The organism is Motilimonas sp. 1_MG-2023 (genome assembly GCF_030547455.1).
In the GTDB taxonomy this organism is placed as follows: Bacteria; Pseudomonadota; Gammaproteobacteria; order Enterobacterales; family CBDFNC01; genus Motilimonas.
On sequence record NZ_JAUOPX010000011.1, the window covers coordinates 63,405 to 84,393 of the forward strand.

Sequence of the window (20,989 nt, forward strand, 5' to 3'; positions counted from 1 at the left end):
TATGTTATTAATTTTAAGAGGTATTTTTTTAAGCCTCTTTTTTATCTTAGTGTCAATTTTTGGCTCGCTGTGGTCGCTATTGCGACCGCGCAACCCAAAGAATTGTTATCGTATTGCAAACTTACTCGCTAAGTCATCTCGCTTTATGGGGATTAACCTCGTTGTACGCATGCCAGAAAATGCCGAAAAAATTGGCCCTGCAGTGCATATAGCTAATCATCAAAATAACTACGACATGGTGACACTCACTGCGGCGGTGCTGCCTAATGTGGTGTCGATCGGCAAAAAGAGTTTAGTTTGGATCCCGTTCTTTGGCCCACTATACTGGCTAACGGGGAATATTTTATTAGATCGAGATAACCGTGGCCGTGCCGTTAATACTATCAATACTGTGGCCAATAAGATTAAACAGGGCCACTTGTCGGTGATGATGTTCCCAGAAGGTACGCGTAGCCGTGGTCGTGGCTTAATGAAGTTTAAAACGGGCGCGTTTCATACTGCCATTCAAGCCGGTGTGCCGATTGTACCCACTGTAGTGTCAGATACCCATGATCAGGTAAAGTGGAATCGCTGGAATAACGGTGAAGTGATTGTTGAAATGCTTGAGCCAATCGATACGACTGGTTATAACAAAGAAAATGTCCGTGAGTTGATGGCTCTTTGCCAGCAGCGTATGGAAGAAAAATACCAAGAAATCAGCGCCGAAGCTCACCGTCATGGTGACGGCGCAATTAAAAGGGATCTCGCATGAGCAGCTTTGAAGAGTTATTAAAAGAGTTTGAATTAGAAAGCCTTGAAACCATCAATGACCTGCTAGAAGATGGCAGTGATCCTGATGCGGAATATATGATAGAGCACCATGTTGCATCCACTGATTTCGATGTGCTGGAAAAAGTGGCTATTGCCTGTTTTAAGAAAGGCTACGAAGTTACTGATCCAGAAGAAGTTGAAACCGAAGATGGCGAAACTATCTTCAGCTTTGACGTGATAGTGGAAATGGAATTGTCACCAGAGGCAATCATGGAAGATGTCAGCGCAATTTTAGCTATCTGTGAATCATTTGACGTGACTTATGATGGCTGGGGCACTTACTTTGAGGGTGATGAAGATCAAAAATAAATTTCTATTCCGCTGAACATTAAAGAACCACGCTTTGAGCGTGGTTTTTTTATGGGTTATCTTATTTCAGTATTAAGTAACCTCAGCTCTGTTAAGCCTAGCGTAGCCAAATAAAGTATGTTTTACAGCAAAATTTCGTTTTCAGGGATGAAAACGCAAAACTTATAGTGACATATAAGCAGCGTTTTTGCAGGAAAGCGTAGTATTTCCCTCATCCAAGACTTGGTTTAAATAAAATGCAAATCTAAATTGTTCTCATTTTCATTAGGGTGTGATACCTTTAGCCTACTTGTCTACTCAGGTGTGAATTATGTCCAGTAAACTATTTTTGCAACAGTCCGCTCGTTATTTTGCTTCGGTGAATGTTGAACAAAGTATTTTGTCGCATTGGCAGCAGGTGATAGTGCAAGGTAATCAAGCCTTCCAAGCCACTCAGTATCAACAAGCCTTGAGCGAATACCAACACGCAGAAAAGCTATCAGCACAAGGTATGACCTTGTTATTACAAACCGAGTTAGCTAAAAATGATCAGAATGAATTTGCTGATTTATTAGCAGCTTGGGTGGTTACGATGCATAACATTGCCGATTGCTTTGTGGCGCAAAATCTTTATCAGCAAGCGGCTTGCCAGCTTTATGCTGCGTATGAAGCAATGTTACGTTTAGCACATCACCACAATATTTTTATTAGTAATACCGCCGCGCGTCATGGTCAAAAATGTTACCAACAATGGCTGATGTTGGAGCCATATGTCATGGTCAAACAACATCATGACCCAGCAATATCATCACTACTGATGGGACAAGTTACACTTCATTAACCTCGCTTAATTTAAGGATTCATAATGGCGTATTTATTACCCGAGCTTGGCTATTCGTATGATGCATTGGAGCCCCATATTGATGCGCGAACTATGGAAATTCATCATACTTTGCATCACCATACTTATGTAAATAATATTAATGCGGCCTTAGCAGACACTGCGTTGGCTGATAAAACCATTGAGGAGGTGTTGTCTCAGTATGAGCAATTGCCACAGGCGCTTAAGCCTGTCGTGCGTGATCACGGCGGTGGTCATGCTAACCACTCCCTGTTTTGGCAAGTGATGTCACCACAAGGTGGTGGTGAACCTGACGGGGAGTTAGCACAAGCAATGGTCGCTGATTTAGGCGGGTTTGATGCTTTCAAAGAGGCTTTTACTCAAGCTGCACTGAAACGCTTTGGCAGTGGTTGGGCATGGCTTTGCGTGACGTCAACGGGACAGTTGTTGGTGGAAAGCTCTCCAAACCAAGATAGCCCACTGATGTGGGGCAATCAGCCTATTTTAGCGTTAGATGTTTGGGAGCATGCGTATTACCTTAAGTATCAAAACCGCCGTCCTGAATATATTAATGCTTTTTATAACGTGGTTGATTGGCCACAGGTTAATCAGCGGTACCTTGCTGCGCGATATACCCACGTTACCTGAAGATACTTGTCCAACGAAAATTTGTGGGCGGTTAGGCAGGGCGCTGATTTGAGGTGTAGTTATTCTAGGTTGAAAATCAGCAACCAAGTTAACAGTCTACAAAATTAGCTATTTGTAAGCTGTTCCTTATGTTCATTTTTTGTTAAAAAGCCTCGCAAGAGACTCAGCCCGACTTCGTTTTTTGCCTCAAACTAAACAGAATGAGAGGCTCTGAATCCTGCATATTGAGGTAGCTTGGGTATAGGTCATAAAGCCCCTTGGGGTGCTTTTTGTTTTAAGCATCACACCACCTTAAAAGTCACTTTCTTTCTGAGTTGTACCTACATAAATTCTCATCGTGAGCACTCTATTAATTCAATTCATTTTTTTGATGAGATTTATTCAACATTTGGGGCTGGGAAATGTGAGCCAGTGCAGGTAAAATACGCAGCTTCAAAACTGAACAAAGTTGTAAACATCGTTGTCAACTCAGTTGTAATTTGCATTTAGTCAGGAGATACGGATGCTTAAGCGTGATATGAACATAGCCGATTATGATCCAGAGTTATGGGAATCCATGACCAATGAAGTGGTTCGTCAAGAAGAACACATTGAATTAATCGCGTCAGAAAACTATACCAGCCCACGTGTAATGGAAGCGCAAGGCAGCCAACTGACTAACAAATACGCTGAAGGTTACCCTTACAAGCGTTACTACGGTGGTTGTGAATATGTTGATATCGCTGAACAATTAGCGATTGACCGTGCTAAAGAGCTGTTTGGTGCTGATTACGCTAACGTGCAGCCGCACGCAGGCTCTCAAGCAAACGCTGCTGTTTACCAAGCGCTGCTTAACCCAGGCGACACTATTTTAGGCATGAGCCTAGCACACGGTGGTCACTTGACTCACGGTGCATCAGTAAGCTCTTCAGGTAAAATCTACAACGCTGTTCAATACGGCATTGACCCTGTAACGGGCAAACTAGATTACGACGAAATCGAGCGCCTAGCGGTTGAGCATAAGCCAAAAATGGTTGTTGCTGGTTTCTCTGCATACTCAGGCATTGTTGATTGGCAACGTTTTCGCGATATCGCAGACAAAGTAGGTGCTTACCTATTTGTTGATATGGCACACGTAGCAGGTCTAGTGGCGGCGGGTCTTTACCCTAACCCAGTGCAAATTGCTGACGTAACCACAACCACAACGCATAAAACATTAGCGGGTCCACGTGGTGGTCTTATCCTTGCTAAAGCTAACGAAGAAATTGAGAAGAAACTAAACTCAGCAGTATTCCCTGGCGGTCAAGGTGGTCCTTTAATGCACGTTATCGCGGCAAAAGCGGTTGCATTTAAAGAAGCGATGGAGCCAGAATTTAAAGCTTACCAGCAAGGCGTTCTAGACAACGCTAAAGCCATGGTTGAAGTATTTAAAGCACGTGGTTTTAAAATTGTTTCTGACGGCACTGACAACCACTTATTCCTTGTTGACCTAATCGACAAAGAATACACAGGTAAAGATGCGGATGCAGCCCTAGGCCGCGCGAACATCACTGTAAACAAAAACTCAGTACCAAACGATCCTCGCTCACCGTTCGTGACTTCTGGTCTACGTATTGGTACACCAGCACTAACACGTCGTGGCGTTAAAGTTGACGACGCGAAAGCATTAGCGGGTTGGATGTGTGACGTACTAGACAACATCAATGACGAGTCGGTTATTGAAGCGGTTAAAGGTAAAGTGGTTGCGCTTTGTAAAGCGAACCCTGTTTACGCTTAATTAATCCAAGATTAGTTTCGCATTATGACTGCAATAGAGGCTGCCCCAAGGGCAGCCTTTTTTTTTATGCAGTAAGTGGTAAACTGAACGCCTGTTTGCTTACTGATTATTAGGGATTTTTGATGCATTGCCCTTTTTGTGGTGTTCAAGACACCAAAGTGATTGATTCCCGCTTGGTGTCTGATGGTCATCAGGTTCGTCGTCGTCGCGAATGTAATCAGTGTAAAGAGCGCTTTACTACCTTTGAATCAGCCGAGTTGGTGATGCCAAGGATCATTAAATCCGATGGCAGCCGCGAGCCGTTTAACGAAGATAAGTTAATGGGTGGCGTGCATCGCGCATTAGAAAAACGTCCCGTTTCTACCGAAGCTGTCGATAAAGCAGTGAATCAAATAATGTCGCAATTACGCGCGACAGGTGAGCGAGAAGTGCCATCAAAAATGCTTGGTGAGCTAGTCATGGAAGCGTTGAAAAATTTAGATAAAGTGGCTTATGTACGCTTTGCTTCTGTGTATCGCTCATTTAAAGACGTGAAAGAATTTGGTGAAGAAATCGCCAAGCTGGAAAAATAACACCTTGTCTGACACTTCTAACCAGACCTTAGAGCGCCGTTTAATGGCGCAAGCCATTGAGCTTGCAGCGACGGGCATTTATACCACAGCTCCTGCGGCTAACTTTGCCGGGGTGTTTACCTTCGCTGGTAACGTGGTCGCAAGCAGCGCCCGAAAAACCTCAATAGAGCCCTGTGCTATTTGCCAGCAAGCACAAGCTTTGCTGCGCTCTGAACAAGATTGCGATACGGTTTATTTAACCTCTGAGCCCAGTCATGAACTAGCACAAATCCTAGTGACGTTAGGCATTAAACAGTTGCAGCTGGCTTGTTTACTTGAGCCTGAGCAAACTGAATGGCGCAACGTATGTGAACAAGGCAATATTGCCGTTGCAATCGGCCTACTTGAATCAGAAGCAAAGGCGCTTAATCATGATTTATGGTTTCGCCGCCAACACGGGCGCCCCTTTGTAAGGCTAAAATTAGCCGCTAGCTTAGATGGTCGCACTGCGTTAAAAAATGGTCAAAGTAAATGGATAACCAGCAGTGAAGCGCGTGCTGATGTGCAGCTGTTTCGCGCCAAAAGCGATGTGATTTTATCGGGCTCAGGCACTGTGGTTGCAGATAATCCCTCATTGAATGTGCGTTGGTCAGAGCTTACCCCACTGCATTCGATAATTAGTCAAGATCAGCTGCGCCAGCCTGCGCGGGTGGTCATTGATAATCGCCAGCAGCTTGATCAGCACTATCAACTATTTGGCTTGCCGGGGGATACTTTTCTGGTGGCCAGTAGCGAGCATAAAAATACCCAAGCCAAGACCCTTGTGATTGCAGAGCAAAATGGCCATGTTTGTTTATCACAATTGATGCTAAAGCTAGCCAAGCTATCATTTAACAGTGTTTGGGTCGAAGCTGGGCAAACATTAGCGGGCGCGCTATTGGCTGAAAATCTGGTTGATGAGTTTATTTTGTATCAAGCGCCGAAACTAATGGGCTCGAGTAGCCGAGGTTTAGTAGACTTACCCGAATATACGCAAATGAGCCAAGTACCAGAGTTAAGCCTTAAGCAAGTTGATTTAATTGGTCCAGACTTAAGATTAATTTGCGTACCCAAACAATAACGAATAGGTGTCGCTACAAGCGGCAATCATTGAAAGACAGGTGAAACATGTTTACTGGAATCGTGGCGGCAGTGGGAAGCATAAGTAAAATTAAACCCACAGGTAAAGACATTAGTTTAACGGTCAATACTGGCAAGCTGGATTTATCAGACGTGCAATTGGGTGACAGTATCGCCACGAATGGTGTGTGTTTAACGGTCACCGACCTTGGGGCAAATAGCTTTAGTGCTGATTTAAGTGTGGAAACCCTTAAATTAAGTAGCTTTGCCCATGCCAAAGTAGGCAGCTTGGTGAACCTAGAAAAAGCCATGATGCCGCAATCTCGTTTTGGTGGCCATATTGTTAGCGGCCATGTTGATGGCGTGGCAACAGTTATTTCTCGGCATGACTTAGGCCGTGCCACAGAGTTTTGGTTAAGCTGTCCACCTGAGTTGGCTAAATATATTGCCCACAAAGGCTCCATTACCGTTGATGGCATTAGCTTAACGGTAAATGAGGTTAATGGTTGTGAGTTTAAGTTGACTATCGTGCCTCACACCAGCGGTGAAACTACTATTACCCATTTTAAAGCGGGCACTCAAGTGAACCTTGAAGTTGACTTAATTGCACGTTATTTAGAGCGTTTATTATTAGGCGATAAAGCCGCAGAAAAGGCACCGTCAGGTGTTACCATGAGTTTGTTAGCAGAGTCAGGTTTCTTAAAATAAGGGAAAGTCGTCATGGCACTTAATACAATAGAAGAAATAATTGAAGACCTTCGCGCCGGTAAAATGGTCATTTTAATGGATGATGAAGACCGTGAAAATGAAGGCGATTTGATCATGGCGGCTGATGCTGTGACCCCAGAAGCCATCAATTTTATGGCGACCTATGGCCGTGGTTTAGTCTGCTTAACTTTGACCGAAGAGCGCTGTGCGCAACTAAAGCTGCCATTAATGGTTGATCACAATAGCGCTGCATTTTCAACTAATTTTACTGTGTCGATTGAAGCAGCTGAGGGCGTAACAACCGGTATCAGTGCTGCCGATCGCGCGGTGACTGTACAAGCCGCAGTGGCACCCAATGCCACTCCTAATGATATTGTTATGCCAGGCCATATTTTCCCACTAAAAGCGCAAAATGGCGGTGTGTTAACCCGCGCGGGTCACACTGAAGCAGGCTGTGATTTAGCGCGCTTAGCCGGCTTTTCGCCAGCGGGTGTCATTGTTGAAATCCTAAATGAAGATGGCACCATGGCGCGTCGTCCTGATCTAGAAGCGTTTGCGAAAAAGCATGACTTAAAATTAGGCACAGTGGCTGACTTAATTGAATACCGTAATAATAACGAAACCACCATAGAGCGCGTAGCACAATGTAAATTGCCGACAGCATATGGCGAGTTTGATTTAGTGACTTACCAAGACACTATCGACAATCAAGCCCACTTTGCATTAGTTAAGGGTGATATTAATGCTAGCGACCCAACGCTGGTTCGCGTGCATTTGCAGAGCGTGATGGGCGATGTGTTATTGTCAGACCGCCAAGCGCCACAAACTTGGCCCTTGGCGCAAGCCATGGCGCGCATCGCCAAAGAAGGTGGTGTACTGGTGGTGCTAGGTAACGAAGAAAGCTCAGCGCAGCTGATTGAGCGTATGAAGCATTACCAAGCTGAAGATGCCGGTGAAACACGTGCTGTCGCTAAACCTCAAGGTGCGAGTCGCCGTGTTGGTGTAGGTTCGCAAATCTTAGCCGATTTGGGCGTGAATAAAATGCGTTTGTTGAGCTCACCGAAAAAATACCACGCGCTTTCAGGCTTTGGTTTAGAAGTGGTGGAATACATTAGCGAGTAAACTAAGCAAAATACTATACCGGTTTCACTTGAGCCTGTTGGCTTGGGTGATTATTTTTATTGAGTAGACGTTTTATGTCTGAAATCTGCGTTTGATCTATGCTAGAATCGCGCCGATTTATAAGTTAAGAAACAGGATCTGAAATGAATGTGATTGAAGGTGTGATTGCGGCGCCAAATGCAAAGGTTGCCATTGTAATTTCTCGCTTTAATAGCTTTATTAATGAAAGCTTACTAGCTGGCGCTCTGGATACGCTTAAGCGTTCAGGTCAAGTGAAAGATGAAAACATCACCGTTGTACGCGTACCGGGTGCAGTTGAATTGCCACTGGCCACTAAACGCGTAGCGGCAAGTAAAAAATACGATGCTATTATTGCATTAGGCTGTGTGATCCGTGGCGGTACCCCGCATTTTGATTTTGTGGCTGGTGAATGTAATAAAGGTTTGGCACAGGTATCAATGGACTATGATGTGCCAGTGGCTTTTGGTGTGTTAACCACTGACACCATTGAACAAGCCATTGAGCGTGCTGGTACCAAGGCGGGTAACAAAGGCAGCGAAGCTGCTTTAGGCGCGTTAGAAATGGTTAATGTTTTAGCTCAGCTAGATTAAGGAATTGCCCTGTGAAACCCGCTGAAAGACGCCGTGCGCGCCAGTTTGCTGTACAAGCTATTTATCAATGGCAAATGACGCAAGCCAACGTAGCCAATATCATTGACCAGTTTTTGATTGATCAAGATTTGGCCAAAACAGATTTAGATTACTTCCGCGATTTAGTGTCGGGTGTAATACAACACTGTGAAGAACTGGATAAAATACTTGCTCCTTATTTAGCGCGAAAGCTAAACGATATGGATCAGGTTGACAAAGCTATATTGCGTTTAGCTATGTTTGAGTTAACCAAGCGTAGTGATATCCCATACAAAGTAGTTATTAACGAAGCGATTGAATTAGCTAAAGATTTTGCTACTGATGAAAGCCATAAATACGTCAATGGTGTATTAGATAAGTACGCAGTTAGTCAAAAAATGCGTCAATCAGACAAATAAGCTGAGCAAAAACAGCTCAATAACAGCCAGCATTTTGCTGGCTTTTTTATGTGGTAGCTATGAGCGAATTTGATTTAATCGATAAGTATTTCTTTCAGCAAGTGACTCAGCGCAAAGATGTGGTACTTGGTATTGGTGATGATTGCGCCTTACTCTGTATGCCGGCAAAGGCACAACTTGCAGTGAGCACTGACACCTTAGTATCGGGCGTACATTTTTTTGCTGACGTCGATCCGCGGGCCTTAGGGCACAAAGCGTTAGCTGTTAATATCAGTGATTTAGCGGCAATGGGCGCGACGCCTGCTTGGGTTTCTTTAGCCATTACCTTACCTGAGTTAGACGAGGCTTGGCTAAGTGAATTTGCGCAGGGCTTTCTAGCCCTAGCTGAGTATTACGGTATGCAGTTAGTTGGCGGCGATACCACTAAAGGACCGTTAAGTATTACCGTCACCGTACACGGCCATGTGCCTGAAGGTACTGCTTTAACGCGTCACCAAGCCAAAGCGGGTGACTGGATCTATGTATCAGGCCAACCCGGCGAAGCGTCGTTAGGCTTGCTGTTGCTACAAGGGTTAGCTGCCAATGGCTTGTCAAAAGACACGCAACAACATTGTATTGATCGCTTACAGCAACCTACGCCAAGGGTGGTCATTGGCACCGCGCTGCGTGGATTAGCATCAGCATGTATTGATATTTCTGATGGCTTGGCACAGGACTTAGGTCATATATTGACCGCTTCTCACTGCGGTGCTGACATTCATCTAGAAAAGTTGCCTCTTAACATCGATATTGTGAACGCCCTTTCATTTGAAGCAGCTTGTCAGCGCTGTTTAGCCGGCGGTGACGATTACGAATTACTGTTTACTGTGCCCGAAGAGCAAAAAAGCCAAATTGAAGTAATCGCGGGTAATGCTGGCGTTCCCCTTACTTGTATCGGGCGTTTAGTGGCAGGGAAGCCTGAGCTAACGCTTAAATTGGACAATCAAAATTACCAGCTACCACTTGCTGGTTGGGATCATTTTAGTGATAAAAAATAGAGCCGATTTGGTAGGGTTGAAACTGAGCAATCCATTACACTTGCTGGCGGTTGGTTTTGGCAGTGGCCTTGCGCCTAAAGCCCCCGGCACTTTTGGCACATTGGCTGCTATTCCTTTTTATTTAGTATTGGCTCAGCTGAGCGTGTCGGTTTATGTGGGTGTGTTGGTGACGGCAACGCTACTGGGTTTTTGGTGTTGCCATCAAACTAGCCGCGACATGGGGGTGCACGATCATAAAGCGATTGTGTGGGATGAGTTTGTTGGCTTTTGGATCACTATGTTGGCTGCGCCAGCAGGTTGGGTTTGGCTGGTTATTGGTTTTGTTTTGTTTCGTTTTTTTGATGTACTTAAACCTTGGCCCATTAGCTGGCTTGATAAACATGTGCATGGTGGTCTTGGAATTATGTTAGATGATGTTTTAGCAGGGGTTGCCGCACTCGCCAGTATGCAGCTATTAGCGATGTATTTAGCATAAAATTTTACAAAGCGCCCTTTTTTCAGGCAGTGATTTAGTTGACAATAGTATTAACTTAATTGAACACAAAATTTACTAGATCTTAACTGCCTCACCCCTTATATTTTGACACCCAGTTAACCATTAATTCACCTGAGGGTGAGTATGCCTATTTATAATACCTTATGTTACTTCGGGCTTGTGGCGATATTGATTGCGTTTGTTAACCATAAAATTGGTAAAATGCAGACCACGATTGCGATCACTGCGGGCTCAATTTTACTGTCACTGATTATTGTTATCGCAGGTCAAAATAGTTGGTTTCATCTCGAGGATGTGGCCGCACAAGTTATTACCGACATTGATTTCGAGAGTTTCCTACTTAAAGGGATTTTAGGTTTCCTACTCTTTGCTGGTGGTTTAGGTATTGAGTTATCCCATATGCGAGACCAAAAATGGGAGATCACAGTACTGGCCCTCGTGGCGACATTAGTGTCGACCTTCTTTATTGGCATTGTGCTTTATTTTGGTTGCCAAGCCATAGGTATTCCGCTTAGTTTTATTTATTGCTTGCTGTTTGGTGCGCTTATTTCACCTACCGATCCCATCGCCGTGCTGGCTATCGTGAAGAAGATGAATGCGCCACAACGAATCTCAACTCAAATTGAAGGTGAGTCACTCTTTAATGATGGTTTTGGCTTAGTTATTTTTGTGACCTTATTTACCATTGCGTTTGGCACTGAAGTGCCAACGGTTAGCAGTGTAGCGGCTTTGTTTGCTCAAGAAGCATTAGGCGGCATTGCTTATGGCTTTGTGCTCGGTTTAATTTTCCACTATTTAATCAGTGCGACTAATGATCACTCAATGGAACTGTTACTGACATTTTGTATTCCAACGGCAGGTTATGTTATTGCCGACCAGCTGCACGTTTCAGGCCCACTAGCGATGGTGGTGGTCGGCATTATTATTGGTAACTGGACCCGTGAAACTGGCTTTTCAAAGGAAAGCCAAGATCATCTAGATCATTTTTGGGAACTGGTAGACGAATTTTTAAACGGGGTGCTATTTCTGTTGATTGGTTTAACGATGCTGACTTTCTCATTCCATAGTGAAGATTGGGTCTTAATGGCACTTGCCATCCCATTGGTGTTAATTGCACGTTATTTAAGTGTTCGTTTTTGCTATTTAGGCTTTAATCGCTTTCGTACTTATAATTCTTTATCGGTAAAAATTCTAACTTGGGGCGGGCTACGTGGCGGTCTGGCGTTAGCCATGGCCATGGCGATACCTGCTGGTGTGATGGTGTTACCCGAAAAAGGCATTGATGTTAGAGAGATTATTTTGGTTATGACCTACTCAGTTGTAGTATTTTCTATCTTAGTCCAAGGCTCCACCATCACTGGTATGATAGAGCGCGCCAAAGTACTGGAAAAATCTTAACTAATCTAAATAATATGAACTAATCAATAACAAAACAGGGCATTTAAGATGCCCTGTTTTTTTAGCTATTGAGCCGCTTGATTGAGTTGTATGGCAATATCACGATTTAATGTTAGCCAGTTCGTTTTTAGTTTTTCAACAATGCCTGGGTAGTCTTTACTGGGTACATCAAGCTGATAATTAAAGCGCTCGTCTTTAATTACTTTGCCATTGGGAGCCACTAAATTCCACTGTCCCGAGGCTACTGCGACCCCTTGTAAGCGGCCTTGAAAGCGATTAACTGAAATCGACAGGATCCAATATTGCTGGTCTGATTCGGGGTAAAACTCTGCACTTTCCACCACACTCCACTGCGGTAAATACAAAGCCATCGCTTCATTGCTCAGTCGATCTAATTGCTGATTTAATGCGCCTGCCCATAAGTGCTGCTCGGCAATATGAACTTGGTTGTCATCGAGCTGCATAACCACGCCATTACTGTTTAAATAATCGGGCAGCTCAACTGGCTTGAGTACCAAGGTACCCTGGCTAGCTGGCGTGACAGCCGCAACCGACAAATCATCAGCGCCTAAGGCATAGTAATGACTCGGTAGCGCTGGTGTTTGACTACATCCTATTAAACTGGCACTAATAATAGTTATGGTGGCTAGATTTAACTTCTTCATTATTTATTCTCCAAGCGAGGGTCGCGTTGGGGTTTTCCATCAAAAATAATAGCGTTAGGTTTGGCACTAATTTTACGTAAGAAGGGTTGTAGCTCACGCAATGATTGCTCTAGGGCACGTACCGTTTGACTGAGATCTTTATGTAATTGTGAATCTTTAGAGTAGCTGCGTAAAGTTTCGTTAGCTTGCACTAAGGTATTATTAAACTCTTTTGGTAGGCTTTGGGTTTCTTCGTTAGTCATCATCCGATCAATGGCACGCATTGATTGTTCGGTTGTTTTTAACAAGGCGTTGGCATTATGGATAGTTGTCTCAATCTCAAGGTTATTAATTTTATCGAGTAATTGGCTTACTTTTTGCTCTAGTTGGTCAAAACCGCCTTTCATGGTTGGAATGATCTTAACCTTTAGCTGCTGGGCTAACTTGAGTTGATTGGGATCGCTGACCGCGTCCTCTTGTACCGAAAGATCGATAAGCCTTGCTCCCGTAAGCAGGTTTGCTGTTTTTAAACGGGCATGAAGACCGCGATTAAGCATCCTATCTATTACTTTATGCCAGTACTCCACGTTGCCATTATTAGTGGTGCGCCAACGATCCAGCTCAATTCTAATTAATACTGGGATCATGTCTTGGAATTCATATTGATAATTGGGCGCCAACTTAAGGTAAGGAATCTCCTTAACTTGTCCGACTTGAATGCCTTTAAATTGCACGGGTGAGCCAACATTTAGGCCAGCAATAGATTCGTCAAAAAACAGTACATATTCAATATAGTTATCGTAAGACTCAGTTAAAATAGTGGCTTCATCGGTGAACAGATAAAATTGACTGTTTTCACTAATGGTTTCGCCAGGCTCCCAACCTGCAGGTAAACCAAATGTGATGCCACCGGTAATCACACTTTCAAGTGAGTCCATTTCAAACTGAATACCTTTAGCATCAAGGTTTAGGGAAACCCCTGGTTTCATCCAAAAACGAGTGTTACTGGTGATTAAGGCATCATAAGGAGAAAAAATAAAAATATCGTATTGAGTCTGGCGACTTTCAATATCATAAGAGACGGTTTCAATTCGCCCCACTTCAAAACCGCGAAAGTTGATAGGCGCGCCATCTGATAATGCTTTATTGGCATTATTGGTTAAACGTAAGCGTAGCCCTTTCGTATCAGAACTGATTAAAGGTGGGTTCTCCATGACCTGGAATTTGCTGATTCGTTTGCTATTACTGCCCGGTTTGAGCTCTAAATAAGCGCCAGAGAACAAGGTACCTAAACCAGATACGCCTGTGGTACCTACTCGTGGTTTAACTACCCAGAATACAGAATCTTCTACCAACATTTTTTCTGCGTGAGGGTCAATTCTTACACTTAAAATGGCTTTGCTGTAATCATCACTTAGCTCAATGGCCTCAACTAAACCAATCTCAACACTGAGGGATTTAACCTTGGTTTTTCCTGCTTCGAGGCCTTCAGCATTGCTGATTTCTAAGTGAATCAAGGAACCTTGACTGGAAATGTGTTGATACAACATCCATCCGCCAATCATCAGCGCCAGTAATGGCACTAGCCAAACTTTAGACATGCGTTCAGGTTTATTTTCTAACACGATTTTTGCTCCACAGAAGAGAATGGGCTTCCGATAAACCGAGGGCAAACGTTAGAGGTTATCTCAAGTTGATTGTTTAACACGATTTTTGCTCCGAAGTGGGTGAGGGATCCCAAATGATGCGAGGATCAAATGAAAGGGCTGATAGCATAGTAAGGCCAACAACCATGGCAAAGGATAAAGCAGCATTGCCTGGATACACTACGACCAAACCATCGAGGTGCACTAAAGCAACTAAAATAGCGACAACGAAAACGTCAATCATTGACCAGCGGCCAATGGTTTCAGTAATACGATATACTTTAAGTTGCATACTGGCGTGTTCTGGCTTGTTTCGTGTTGCAGTACAACATAACCAAGCAATCGCTAGCATTTTAGCTATTGGGATCATAACACTAGCTAAAAATATCACCAATGCTACCGGGTAAGAGCCAAGTTGCCAAAGTAAGATAACGCCGCCGATAATAGTGGAAGGTTCGCTTTGACCTAAAAAGCGCGTATCCATAATAGGAAATACATTAGCTGGAATATAAAATACCGCGGCGGCAATAAGTAATGCTACGGTTTTTTGAATGCTATGTTGAGTTCGAATGGACAATATTGAATGGCATCGGCGACAGCGTGAATCAGCAGTTGGATGAAGTTCTCCGCAATGGTGACAACGTGCTAAGTTGGCATCTTTGGCGGTGGCAGCGCTTTGCTCAATAGTATGTTGGCTAAGGGGGCCGGCATGTTGGTGCCAAAGCCAGTGCATATCAATGCTGAGTAAGGTTTTTAGAAAAGCTAAAGTAAACAAACAAAACGCCCAAAAAGATAAACCAAAGCCAACCTCAGCCATAGACATAATTTTAATCAGAGCAACTAGAATCCCGACTAAAAATACATCTACCATGACCCATGGTTTAATTATCTTTAGCATTTTTAAGCGCCTTATAGCCGCTCTATTAGGAGTGTTTCGCTCCATATTTAGGTGTAATGAAATAATCAGTATTAAGCAAACGAGGGGGAGTAGGGTAAGAGACAAAAATAAAAAAATCGCGATGGGAGTAAAGCCGTTATCGGCTAATGAACTCATTGCTTGATAAAAATAGATTTGCTTGGTCACGCCAGAAGCACTAAAACTCATAAAAGGAAAGCAGTAGGCCAAGGCGAGCATTAATATACTGGTTAGCGCAAAGGCTAAAGGCTGCTCTACTGGCTGTTTCGGTCGACTAGAGACAGTATGATGACAGCGTTGGCATGACAAGCTAGTACCACTATGAATATAAGTGTCAGAGAGTAGAGAATCACATTCTTCGCAAGCTGTTTCGATTTTTTTGATTGGTCTTTCCTTCATCGCGCGCTGTGATTGGTTCTAGTTGTTGATTAGACACAGTATATACCCAAGCAACTTAAATAAGCGAGATTCAACATCAGTGCAGGGTGCTTAGCATAAGATGAATAGCCGTACTCGTGCTCATAGCGCCGATAGCGCCGAGCCCAGCTTATTAAATAAATGATATTGTTTTCTTTGATAGTGAAATGTTATGTATGATAGTTACTTAGGATAGCTTGATTGGAGGGAGGTAAATGACAGAGCAAAAAGCGAGACTACGTACGCGATTAAAGCATGTTAACAATCAAGACTTACTTAATACAGGCTTTTGGATCACCAATGTTTGCATGATAGTCGCGACTATTATTGGCGTTTTTTTAGCATCAAATGAGGGCTTTCGCCAAGCGATGACATTTGATGATATTAATACGACAGAAGCGAATTATTATCTACGCCGTTCAATGTTACTGGAATTAGAAGATAATTTGGTTTTGGTGCAGCAGCGGGTTGATATTTTGCAGCAAGCCCAATACAAGCGATATGATCCCAGTCGAGATGATTTAACCCTCGATCACTATGTTTGGAAGAGTATGCAATACTCGGCAAATACCATGGAAGTGCCTTCGCATTTATTAGCTGGCGTACGACGGTATTATCGCCAAATAGAGCGTATTTGGCGTAAGATGGCGGCGCATCAATTGAGTACGCAACAAGGTCTAGAGCAAGTCATCGCGGCCAACAATGAGGTTGAGCAACATTTAATCCCTGGTATACGCGCTGATTTGAAACAACTAAAGCAAGATTTAGCTGATTATAAGGTTCAGGTTAAGTAGTTCTCATTCCGCTTAAAATATGAATTACAAAGATATGCGAAACAGTTGGAAATAGGAATTGGTAGTGAAAAAATATATTTCCATTATTGGATTGATAAGCTTAATGCTCAGTTATTCGGTGTTTGCCTACGATGCAGAAATCACGTTTGGCGTGAGTCATGATCCTGTTTCATTAGATATTCACGAAAGCTTATCTGAAGATATCGTTCAGTTTTCTCATTTAGTCTTTGATCCGCTCATTCGGCGTAATCAAAAACTGCAGTATGTGCCTCGTTTGGCAGAGAAATGGCGGCGAATTGATCCCTTAACTGTGCGCTTTACATTAAGGTCTAACGTTAAGTTTCATTCAGGTAACCCACTTACTAGCCACGATGTGAAGTGGACCTTAGTGCGTTTAAAAAGCAGTGCTGATTACAAAGGATTATTTGAGCGAGTCGATCATATTAAAATTATTGATGGACTCACTTTTGATTTGATCACAAAAACGCCCTATCCCTTAGTTAATCAACTTGCCAGTTATTTGTTTGTGCTTGATTCCGATTTTTATACCGGTGTTGATGAAAATGGCTTTGATAAGAGCCGAATTGTGAAACAAGGAAATACCTTCGCTGCCACTCATGTATCGGGAACAGGACCTTACCAAGTAGCGCTGCGAGAAAAAGGGATGCAACTTAGATTAGTCCGGTTTCAGGATTATTGGGACCATGAATCATTAGGGAACATAACTAAGTTAACCTTGATCCCGATTAGAGAGCCGGCTACGCGACTTGCAGCCTTACTTTCGGGTGATGTTGACATGATTAGCCCTGTAGCACCAAAGGAGTATATCAGTCTATTAGAGCAACCTAGGTTTACCGCGTTAACTTGGCCTGGAACGACCTTAATTTCTTTACAGTTGAATCAATCGCAAAATGCAGCGTTAAAAGATCGGCGCGTCCGTCAAGCCATTATTTATGCCATTAACAACCAAGGTATCGCCGAACAGCTGATGCAAGGTTTCGCCACATCCGCTTCCCAGCAAAGCCCACCTGGCTATGTAGGCCATAACCCTTATCTCAGTGTACGTTATGACTTAGCCAAAGCACGTCAGTTGATGAAACAAGCTGGTTATGAAAAAGGTCTAAATCTCGCCATGATTGCACCGCAAGGGCGCTATATAAATGATGTAAAAGTCGCGCAGGCTGTGGTGGCAATGCTGCAAAAAATTAATATTAAGGTAACCCTAAACACTTTCCCCATTAATGAGTATTGGCCGGAGTTTGATCGCTGTAATGCCGATATTTTAATGATAGGTTGGCAGTCCGATACCAGAGATAGCGCCAACTTCAGTGAATACCTAACCATGACTCGAAACATTGATACGGGGCGGGGGCAATACAACTGTGGCCATTATTCAAATCCTAAAGTAGATGAGTATGTAATAAAGGCCAACCGTGAAATTGATCCTATGCTAAGGGGACAGCTATTGCGTGAAGTTGAACTCATGCTTTATGAAGATGCCGCATTTGTGCCGTTACATTGGGAAAGGCTAGGTTGGGCAGCAAAGAAAAATATTCGCTTAAAGGATGTGGTTAATCCTGATAACACGCCGTATCTCGGCGATATACAAGTGGATGAGTTTGAAAACCCACCTTCTTTGCCTTTACTGCGATCGAGAAGACAATAAAAAGCCCATTGATTTCAATGGGCTAATCTATGGCAGAGCAAATAAGGCTAAACTAAAGTGTGTGATTTGCCATTAACGAAATTTAAAATACGCGCTAATATCCCTGCGCTATCTAGGCCTAGTTGCTGATAAATTTGCGCTTGAGTGCCTTGCTCAACAAAATAATCAGGAATCCCTAAGTTAAGTACAGGCTTAAGAATTTGCTGTTGTGCCAAGAAAGTAAGCACTGCACTGCCAGATCCGCCTAAAATTGCATTTTCTTCTAAGGTGACAAGGTAGTCATGCTGCGCAGCTAATTCAGTGATTAGCTCTTTATCAAGGGGCTTAACAAAACGCATATCCACTAATGTGGCATCAAGCTCTTCCGCCACACTAATGGCTGAATTGAGTAAAGTACCAAAACATAATATTGCGACTTTTTTACCTTGGCGTTTCACCACCCCTTTGCCTAGGGCTAGGGCCTTCATTTCTAACGTTGCTGTCACGCCAGAGCCACTGCCTCTCGGGTAACGAACCATTGCCGGTTGGTTTAGTTGATAACCGGTGTAAAGCATTTGGCGGCATTCATTCTCGTCACTTGGCGTCATCACTACCATATTGGGAATGGTTTGAATAAAGCTGATGTCAAACGCGCCTTGGTGAGTGGGGCCATCGGCGCCAACGATGCCGGCGCGATCGACAGCAAACAGCACTGGCAAGTTTTGGATAGCAACATCGTGGATCACTTGATCGTAAGCGCGTTGCAAGAAGCTGGAGTAAATAGCGACCACCGGTTTTAAGCCTGCAATAGCGAGGCCAGCCGCTAGGGTTGTCGCATGTTGTTCGGCAATGGCGACATCAAAATATTGCTCTGGAAAACGTTTAGAAAACGCGACCATGCCTGAGCCTTCACGCATCGCTGGGGTAATTCCCATTAATTTGTCATCTTGGGCTGCCATGTCACATAGCCAATCACCAAAAATATGCGAAAAGGTCGGGAGGGCTCCTTTGCTTTTTGGTAATTGGCTTTGGCTAAGGTCAAACTTAGGCACCGCATGGTAACCAATAGGATCTTGTTCCGCTGGGGCGTAACCTTTGCCTTTTTTAGTCATGATATGAAGAAATTGTGGCCCTTTTAAATTGCGCATATTACGCAGGGTTTCCACTAAGCCATTCACATCGTGACCATCAATCGGACCAATGTAATTAAAGCCAAATTCTTCAAATAAGGTGCCCGGCACCACCATGCCTTTAAGGTGCTCTTCAGCGCGTCTTGCTAATTCTTTTATTGGAGGCAGGCCTGAAAGTACTTTTTTACCACCTTCGCGAATGCTGGTGTAAAGCTCACCTGATAATAGCTGTGCGAGATGATTGTTTAATGCGCCCACGTTTTCAGAAATGGACATCTCGTTATCATTTAAGATTACTAGCATATCGTTGTGCAGTGCACCGGCATGATTTAATGCCTCAAATGCCATTCCCGCAGTGAGCGCGCCATCACCAATCACAGAGACAACGCGGCGACCTTTGCCTTCTTTTTCGGCAGCAATGGCAAGGCCTGTTGCTGCGCCAATTGAGGTGGAAGAGTGACCGACACTTAATACGTCATATTCACTTTCTTCACGCCAAGGGAAAGGATGCAAGCCTTTATACTGACGAATGGTATGTAGCTTATCGCGACGACCCGTTAGTATTTTATGGGGGTAGGCTTGATGGCCTACATCCCAAATTAGGTGGTCAAATGGCGTGTTGTAAACGTAATGCAAGGCGACAGTCAGTTCAACCACCCCTAAACCAGACGCAAAGTGGCCACTGCTTTTACTGATTGAGCTCAGTAAAAATTGGCGTAATTCATCGCACAGATCAACTAACTTATCTTTGTGCAATAAGCGTAAGTCTTCTGGGTAATTGGCCATGGCCAATGTTGGGTAATGTTTCAAATCCAGGCTCATAAATGCTTATTTATTTCGTTCAATAATGTAATGCGCGAACAGCTCTAGTAATTCGGTATTGTAATCTAACTTGGCCAAGGCTTGTAGCGACTCTTGGTAAAGAGCTTGGGCTTTTTCTTTTGCGCCGGCTAACCCAAGCAAAGCTGGGTAGGTAGATTTGTTCAGAGCTTGATCTGAGCCTTGTGGCTTGCCTAATGTTTGGGTGTCACTGGTAATGTCTAAAATGTCATCTTGTACTTGAAACGCTAGACCGATGGCTTGAGCAAATTGGTCTAATAAAGCTAGCTCTTGTTGTGTGACATCGGCGTAACTCAGCGCGCCTAACGTGACCGCCGCGCGAATTAATGCACCTGTTTTACCGCTGTGTATACGCTCTAATGCCGCTAAGTCAATTTTCTTGTTTTCTGCTTCCAGATCAAGGGCTTGACCTCCACACATACCACTTAAGCCAGAGGCGTTAGCCAGTACTCTCACCATCGCTAATTGCTGCGCGGGAGTAAAGTTCTCATCGACTTCGGCAATTAATTCAAATGCTAAGGTTTGCAGGGCATCTCCGGCTAAAATAGCGGTGGCTTCATCAAACGCGATATGGCACGTGGGTTGGCCGCGGCGTAACTCATCGTCATCCATGGCAGGTAAATCGTCATGAATAAGAGAGTAGGCATGGATACATTCAATGGCTGCGGCGAGTTTGTCGAGCTTTTCGGGGGCGATATTAAAAATGTTACCCGTGGCATAAACCAAAAAAGGCCGAATGCGTTTGCCACCCTGCATGGTGCCGTAGACCATCGCTTGCTGAAGTGTTTCACTAAGCACTTCACGTTGCTCAAGGGCTCGGGCTAAGCTTGTGTCAACACGGGCTCTATAGCTTGAATTATATTGTTCGAGCAGGTTCATGAATTAGGCATCTTCCTGAAAGGGAGCAAGTGTTTGCTCACCGTCTTGATCAAGTAATATCTGCACTTGCTGCTCGGCTGACTGTAGCTTAGTTGAACTTATACGCGCCAAAGTTATGCCGCGTTCAAATTGTTTTAATGCATCTTCGAGTGCGAGTTCACCTAATTCTAATTTCTTTACTATCAGCTCCAGTTCACCCAGTGACTCTTCAAAGCTCATGTTTTCAGGTTTTTTTGCGGCCATTGTCTATTCTCCC

Annotated in this window: 22 protein-coding genes; 16 read left to right on the forward strand and 6 right to left on the reverse strand. The window is 43.8% G+C overall.

The features are described 5' to 3' along the window. The first annotated feature begins 1 nt into the window (after position 1). The 14 genes from Q4519_RS07945 (at position 2) to Q4519_RS08010 (ending at position 11,822) form a co-directional block, all read left to right on the forward strand. Positions 2–751 (forward strand): 1-acylglycerol-3-phosphate O-acyltransferase, encoded by a 750-nt coding sequence (locus tag Q4519_RS07945; RefSeq protein WP_232802245.1) that lies wholly within the window; start codon positions 2–4, stop codon positions 749–751. Next, complete coding sequence (gene rraB / locus Q4519_RS07950; protein ID WP_303511419.1) at positions 748–1,119, forward strand: ribonuclease E inhibitor RraB; 372 nt, start codon at positions 748–750, stop codon at positions 1,117–1,119. Before Q4519_RS07945 ends, rraB begins: the two co-directional genes overlap by 4 nt. Before the next feature lie 310 nt (positions 1,120–1,429). Beyond that, positions 1,430–1,939, forward strand: a complete 510-nt coding sequence (locus Q4519_RS07955; protein WP_303511421.1) for a hypothetical protein — start codon at positions 1,430–1,432, stop codon at positions 1,937–1,939. 24 nt (positions 1,940–1,963) lie between these two features. Beyond that, positions 1,964–2,587, forward strand: a complete 624-nt coding sequence (locus tag Q4519_RS07960; protein WP_303511423.1) for a superoxide dismutase — start codon at positions 1,964–1,966, stop codon at positions 2,585–2,587. A gap of 502 nt (positions 2,588–3,089) precedes the next feature. Next, the gene (gene glyA, locus Q4519_RS07965; protein ID WP_303511425.1) at positions 3,090–4,343 is read left to right on the forward strand and encodes a serine hydroxymethyltransferase; all 1,254 of its coding nucleotides are present in this window, start codon (positions 3,090–3,092) and stop codon (positions 4,341–4,343) included. 122 nt (positions 4,344–4,465) lie between these two features. Then, a complete protein-coding gene (nrdR, locus tag Q4519_RS07970; protein WP_232802219.1) occupies positions 4,466–4,915 on the forward strand; it encodes a transcriptional regulator NrdR in 450 nt (149 codons plus the stop codon). Beyond that, positions 4,887–6,014: a bifunctional diaminohydroxyphosphoribosylaminopyrimidine deaminase/5-amino-6-(5-phosphoribosylamino)uracil reductase RibD gene (ribD, locus tag Q4519_RS07975; protein ID WP_303511427.1), complete on the forward strand. Its 1,128-nt coding sequence runs from the start codon at positions 4,887–4,889 to the stop codon at positions 6,012–6,014. Before nrdR ends, ribD begins: the two co-directional genes overlap by 29 nt. Positions 6,015–6,061: 47 nt before the next feature. Next, positions 6,062–6,721, forward strand: a complete 660-nt coding sequence (locus tag Q4519_RS07980) for a riboflavin synthase (protein WP_303511429.1) — start codon at positions 6,062–6,064, stop codon at positions 6,719–6,721. A 12-nt stretch (positions 6,722–6,733) separates the two neighbouring features. Continuing rightward, the gene (gene ribBA, locus Q4519_RS07985) at positions 6,734–7,843 is read left to right on the forward strand and encodes a bifunctional 3,4-dihydroxy-2-butanone-4-phosphate synthase/GTP cyclohydrolase II (protein ID WP_303511431.1); all 1,110 of its coding nucleotides are present in this window, start codon (positions 6,734–6,736) and stop codon (positions 7,841–7,843) included. Between the two features lie 143 nt (positions 7,844–7,986). Further along, a complete protein-coding gene (gene ribE, locus Q4519_RS07990; protein WP_232802204.1) occupies positions 7,987–8,454 on the forward strand; it encodes a 6,7-dimethyl-8-ribityllumazine synthase in 468 nt (155 codons plus the stop codon). A gap of 11 nt (positions 8,455–8,465) precedes the next feature. Further along, the gene (gene nusB, locus Q4519_RS07995; protein WP_232802202.1) at positions 8,466–8,891 is read left to right on the forward strand and encodes a transcription antitermination factor NusB; all 426 of its coding nucleotides are present in this window, start codon (positions 8,466–8,468) and stop codon (positions 8,889–8,891) included. A gap of 59 nt (positions 8,892–8,950) precedes the next feature. Further along, complete coding sequence (gene thiL, locus Q4519_RS08000; RefSeq protein WP_303511434.1) at positions 8,951–9,928, forward strand: thiamine-phosphate kinase; 978 nt, start codon at positions 8,951–8,953, stop codon at positions 9,926–9,928. Beyond that, complete coding sequence (locus Q4519_RS08005) at positions 9,906–10,403, forward strand: phosphatidylglycerophosphatase A (protein ID WP_232802474.1); 498 nt, start codon at positions 9,906–9,908, stop codon at positions 10,401–10,403. The genes thiL and Q4519_RS08005 overlap by 23 nt, the downstream gene beginning before the upstream one ends. 144 nt (positions 10,404–10,547) lie before the next feature. After that, complete coding sequence (locus Q4519_RS08010) at positions 10,548–11,822, forward strand: sodium:proton antiporter (protein WP_303511436.1); 1,275 nt, start codon at positions 10,548–10,550, stop codon at positions 11,820–11,822. A gap of 65 nt (positions 11,823–11,887) precedes the next feature. Here the strand turns inward: Q4519_RS08010 and Q4519_RS08015 are convergent, their stop codons facing one another. The 3 genes from Q4519_RS08015 to Q4519_RS08025 form a co-directional block, all read right to left on the reverse strand. Beyond that, complete coding sequence (locus Q4519_RS08015; protein WP_303511437.1) at positions 11,888–12,487, reverse strand: membrane integrity-associated transporter subunit PqiC; 600 nt, start codon at positions 12,485–12,487, stop codon at positions 11,888–11,890. Beyond that, positions 12,487–14,091, reverse strand: a complete 1,605-nt coding sequence (gene pqiB / locus Q4519_RS08020; RefSeq protein ID WP_303511439.1) for an intermembrane transport protein PqiB — start codon at positions 14,089–14,091, stop codon at positions 12,487–12,489. The genes Q4519_RS08015 and pqiB overlap by 1 nt, the downstream gene beginning before the upstream one ends. 76 nt (positions 14,092–14,167) lie before the next feature. Then, a complete protein-coding gene (locus Q4519_RS08025) occupies positions 14,168–15,427 on the reverse strand; it encodes a paraquat-inducible protein A (RefSeq protein ID WP_303511441.1) in 1,260 nt (419 codons plus the stop codon). A 233-nt stretch (positions 15,428–15,660) separates the two neighbouring features. Between Q4519_RS08025 and Q4519_RS08030 the strand changes: the two genes are divergently transcribed. Continuing rightward, positions 15,661–16,239, forward strand: coding sequence for a hypothetical protein (locus Q4519_RS08030; protein ID WP_232802186.1), 579 nt, complete (start codon positions 15,661–15,663; stop codon positions 16,237–16,239). Between the two features lie 64 nt (positions 16,240–16,303). Next, the gene (locus tag Q4519_RS08035) at positions 16,304–17,905 is read left to right on the forward strand and encodes an ABC transporter substrate-binding protein (RefSeq protein ID WP_303511443.1); all 1,602 of its coding nucleotides are present in this window, start codon (positions 16,304–16,306) and stop codon (positions 17,903–17,905) included. A 47-nt stretch (positions 17,906–17,952) separates the two neighbouring features. Here Q4519_RS08035 and dxs read toward each other — a convergent pair whose 3' ends face one another. From dxs to xseB, 3 genes are read right to left on the reverse strand one after another with little or no spacing between them, the layout of a single operon-like run. Further along, a complete protein-coding gene (dxs, locus tag Q4519_RS08040) occupies positions 17,953–19,836 on the reverse strand; it encodes a 1-deoxy-D-xylulose-5-phosphate synthase (RefSeq protein WP_303511445.1) in 1,884 nt (627 codons plus the stop codon). A gap of 6 nt (positions 19,837–19,842) precedes the next feature. Beyond that, positions 19,843–20,733, reverse strand: coding sequence for a (2E,6E)-farnesyl diphosphate synthase (gene ispA, locus Q4519_RS08045; RefSeq protein ID WP_303511447.1), 891 nt, complete (start codon positions 20,731–20,733; stop codon positions 19,843–19,845). Between the two features lie 3 nt (positions 20,734–20,736). Further along, positions 20,737–20,976: an exodeoxyribonuclease VII small subunit gene (gene xseB / locus Q4519_RS08050; RefSeq protein WP_232802177.1), complete on the reverse strand. Its 240-nt coding sequence runs from the start codon at positions 20,974–20,976 to the stop codon at positions 20,737–20,739. Positions 20,977–20,989 lie beyond the last annotated feature (13 nt).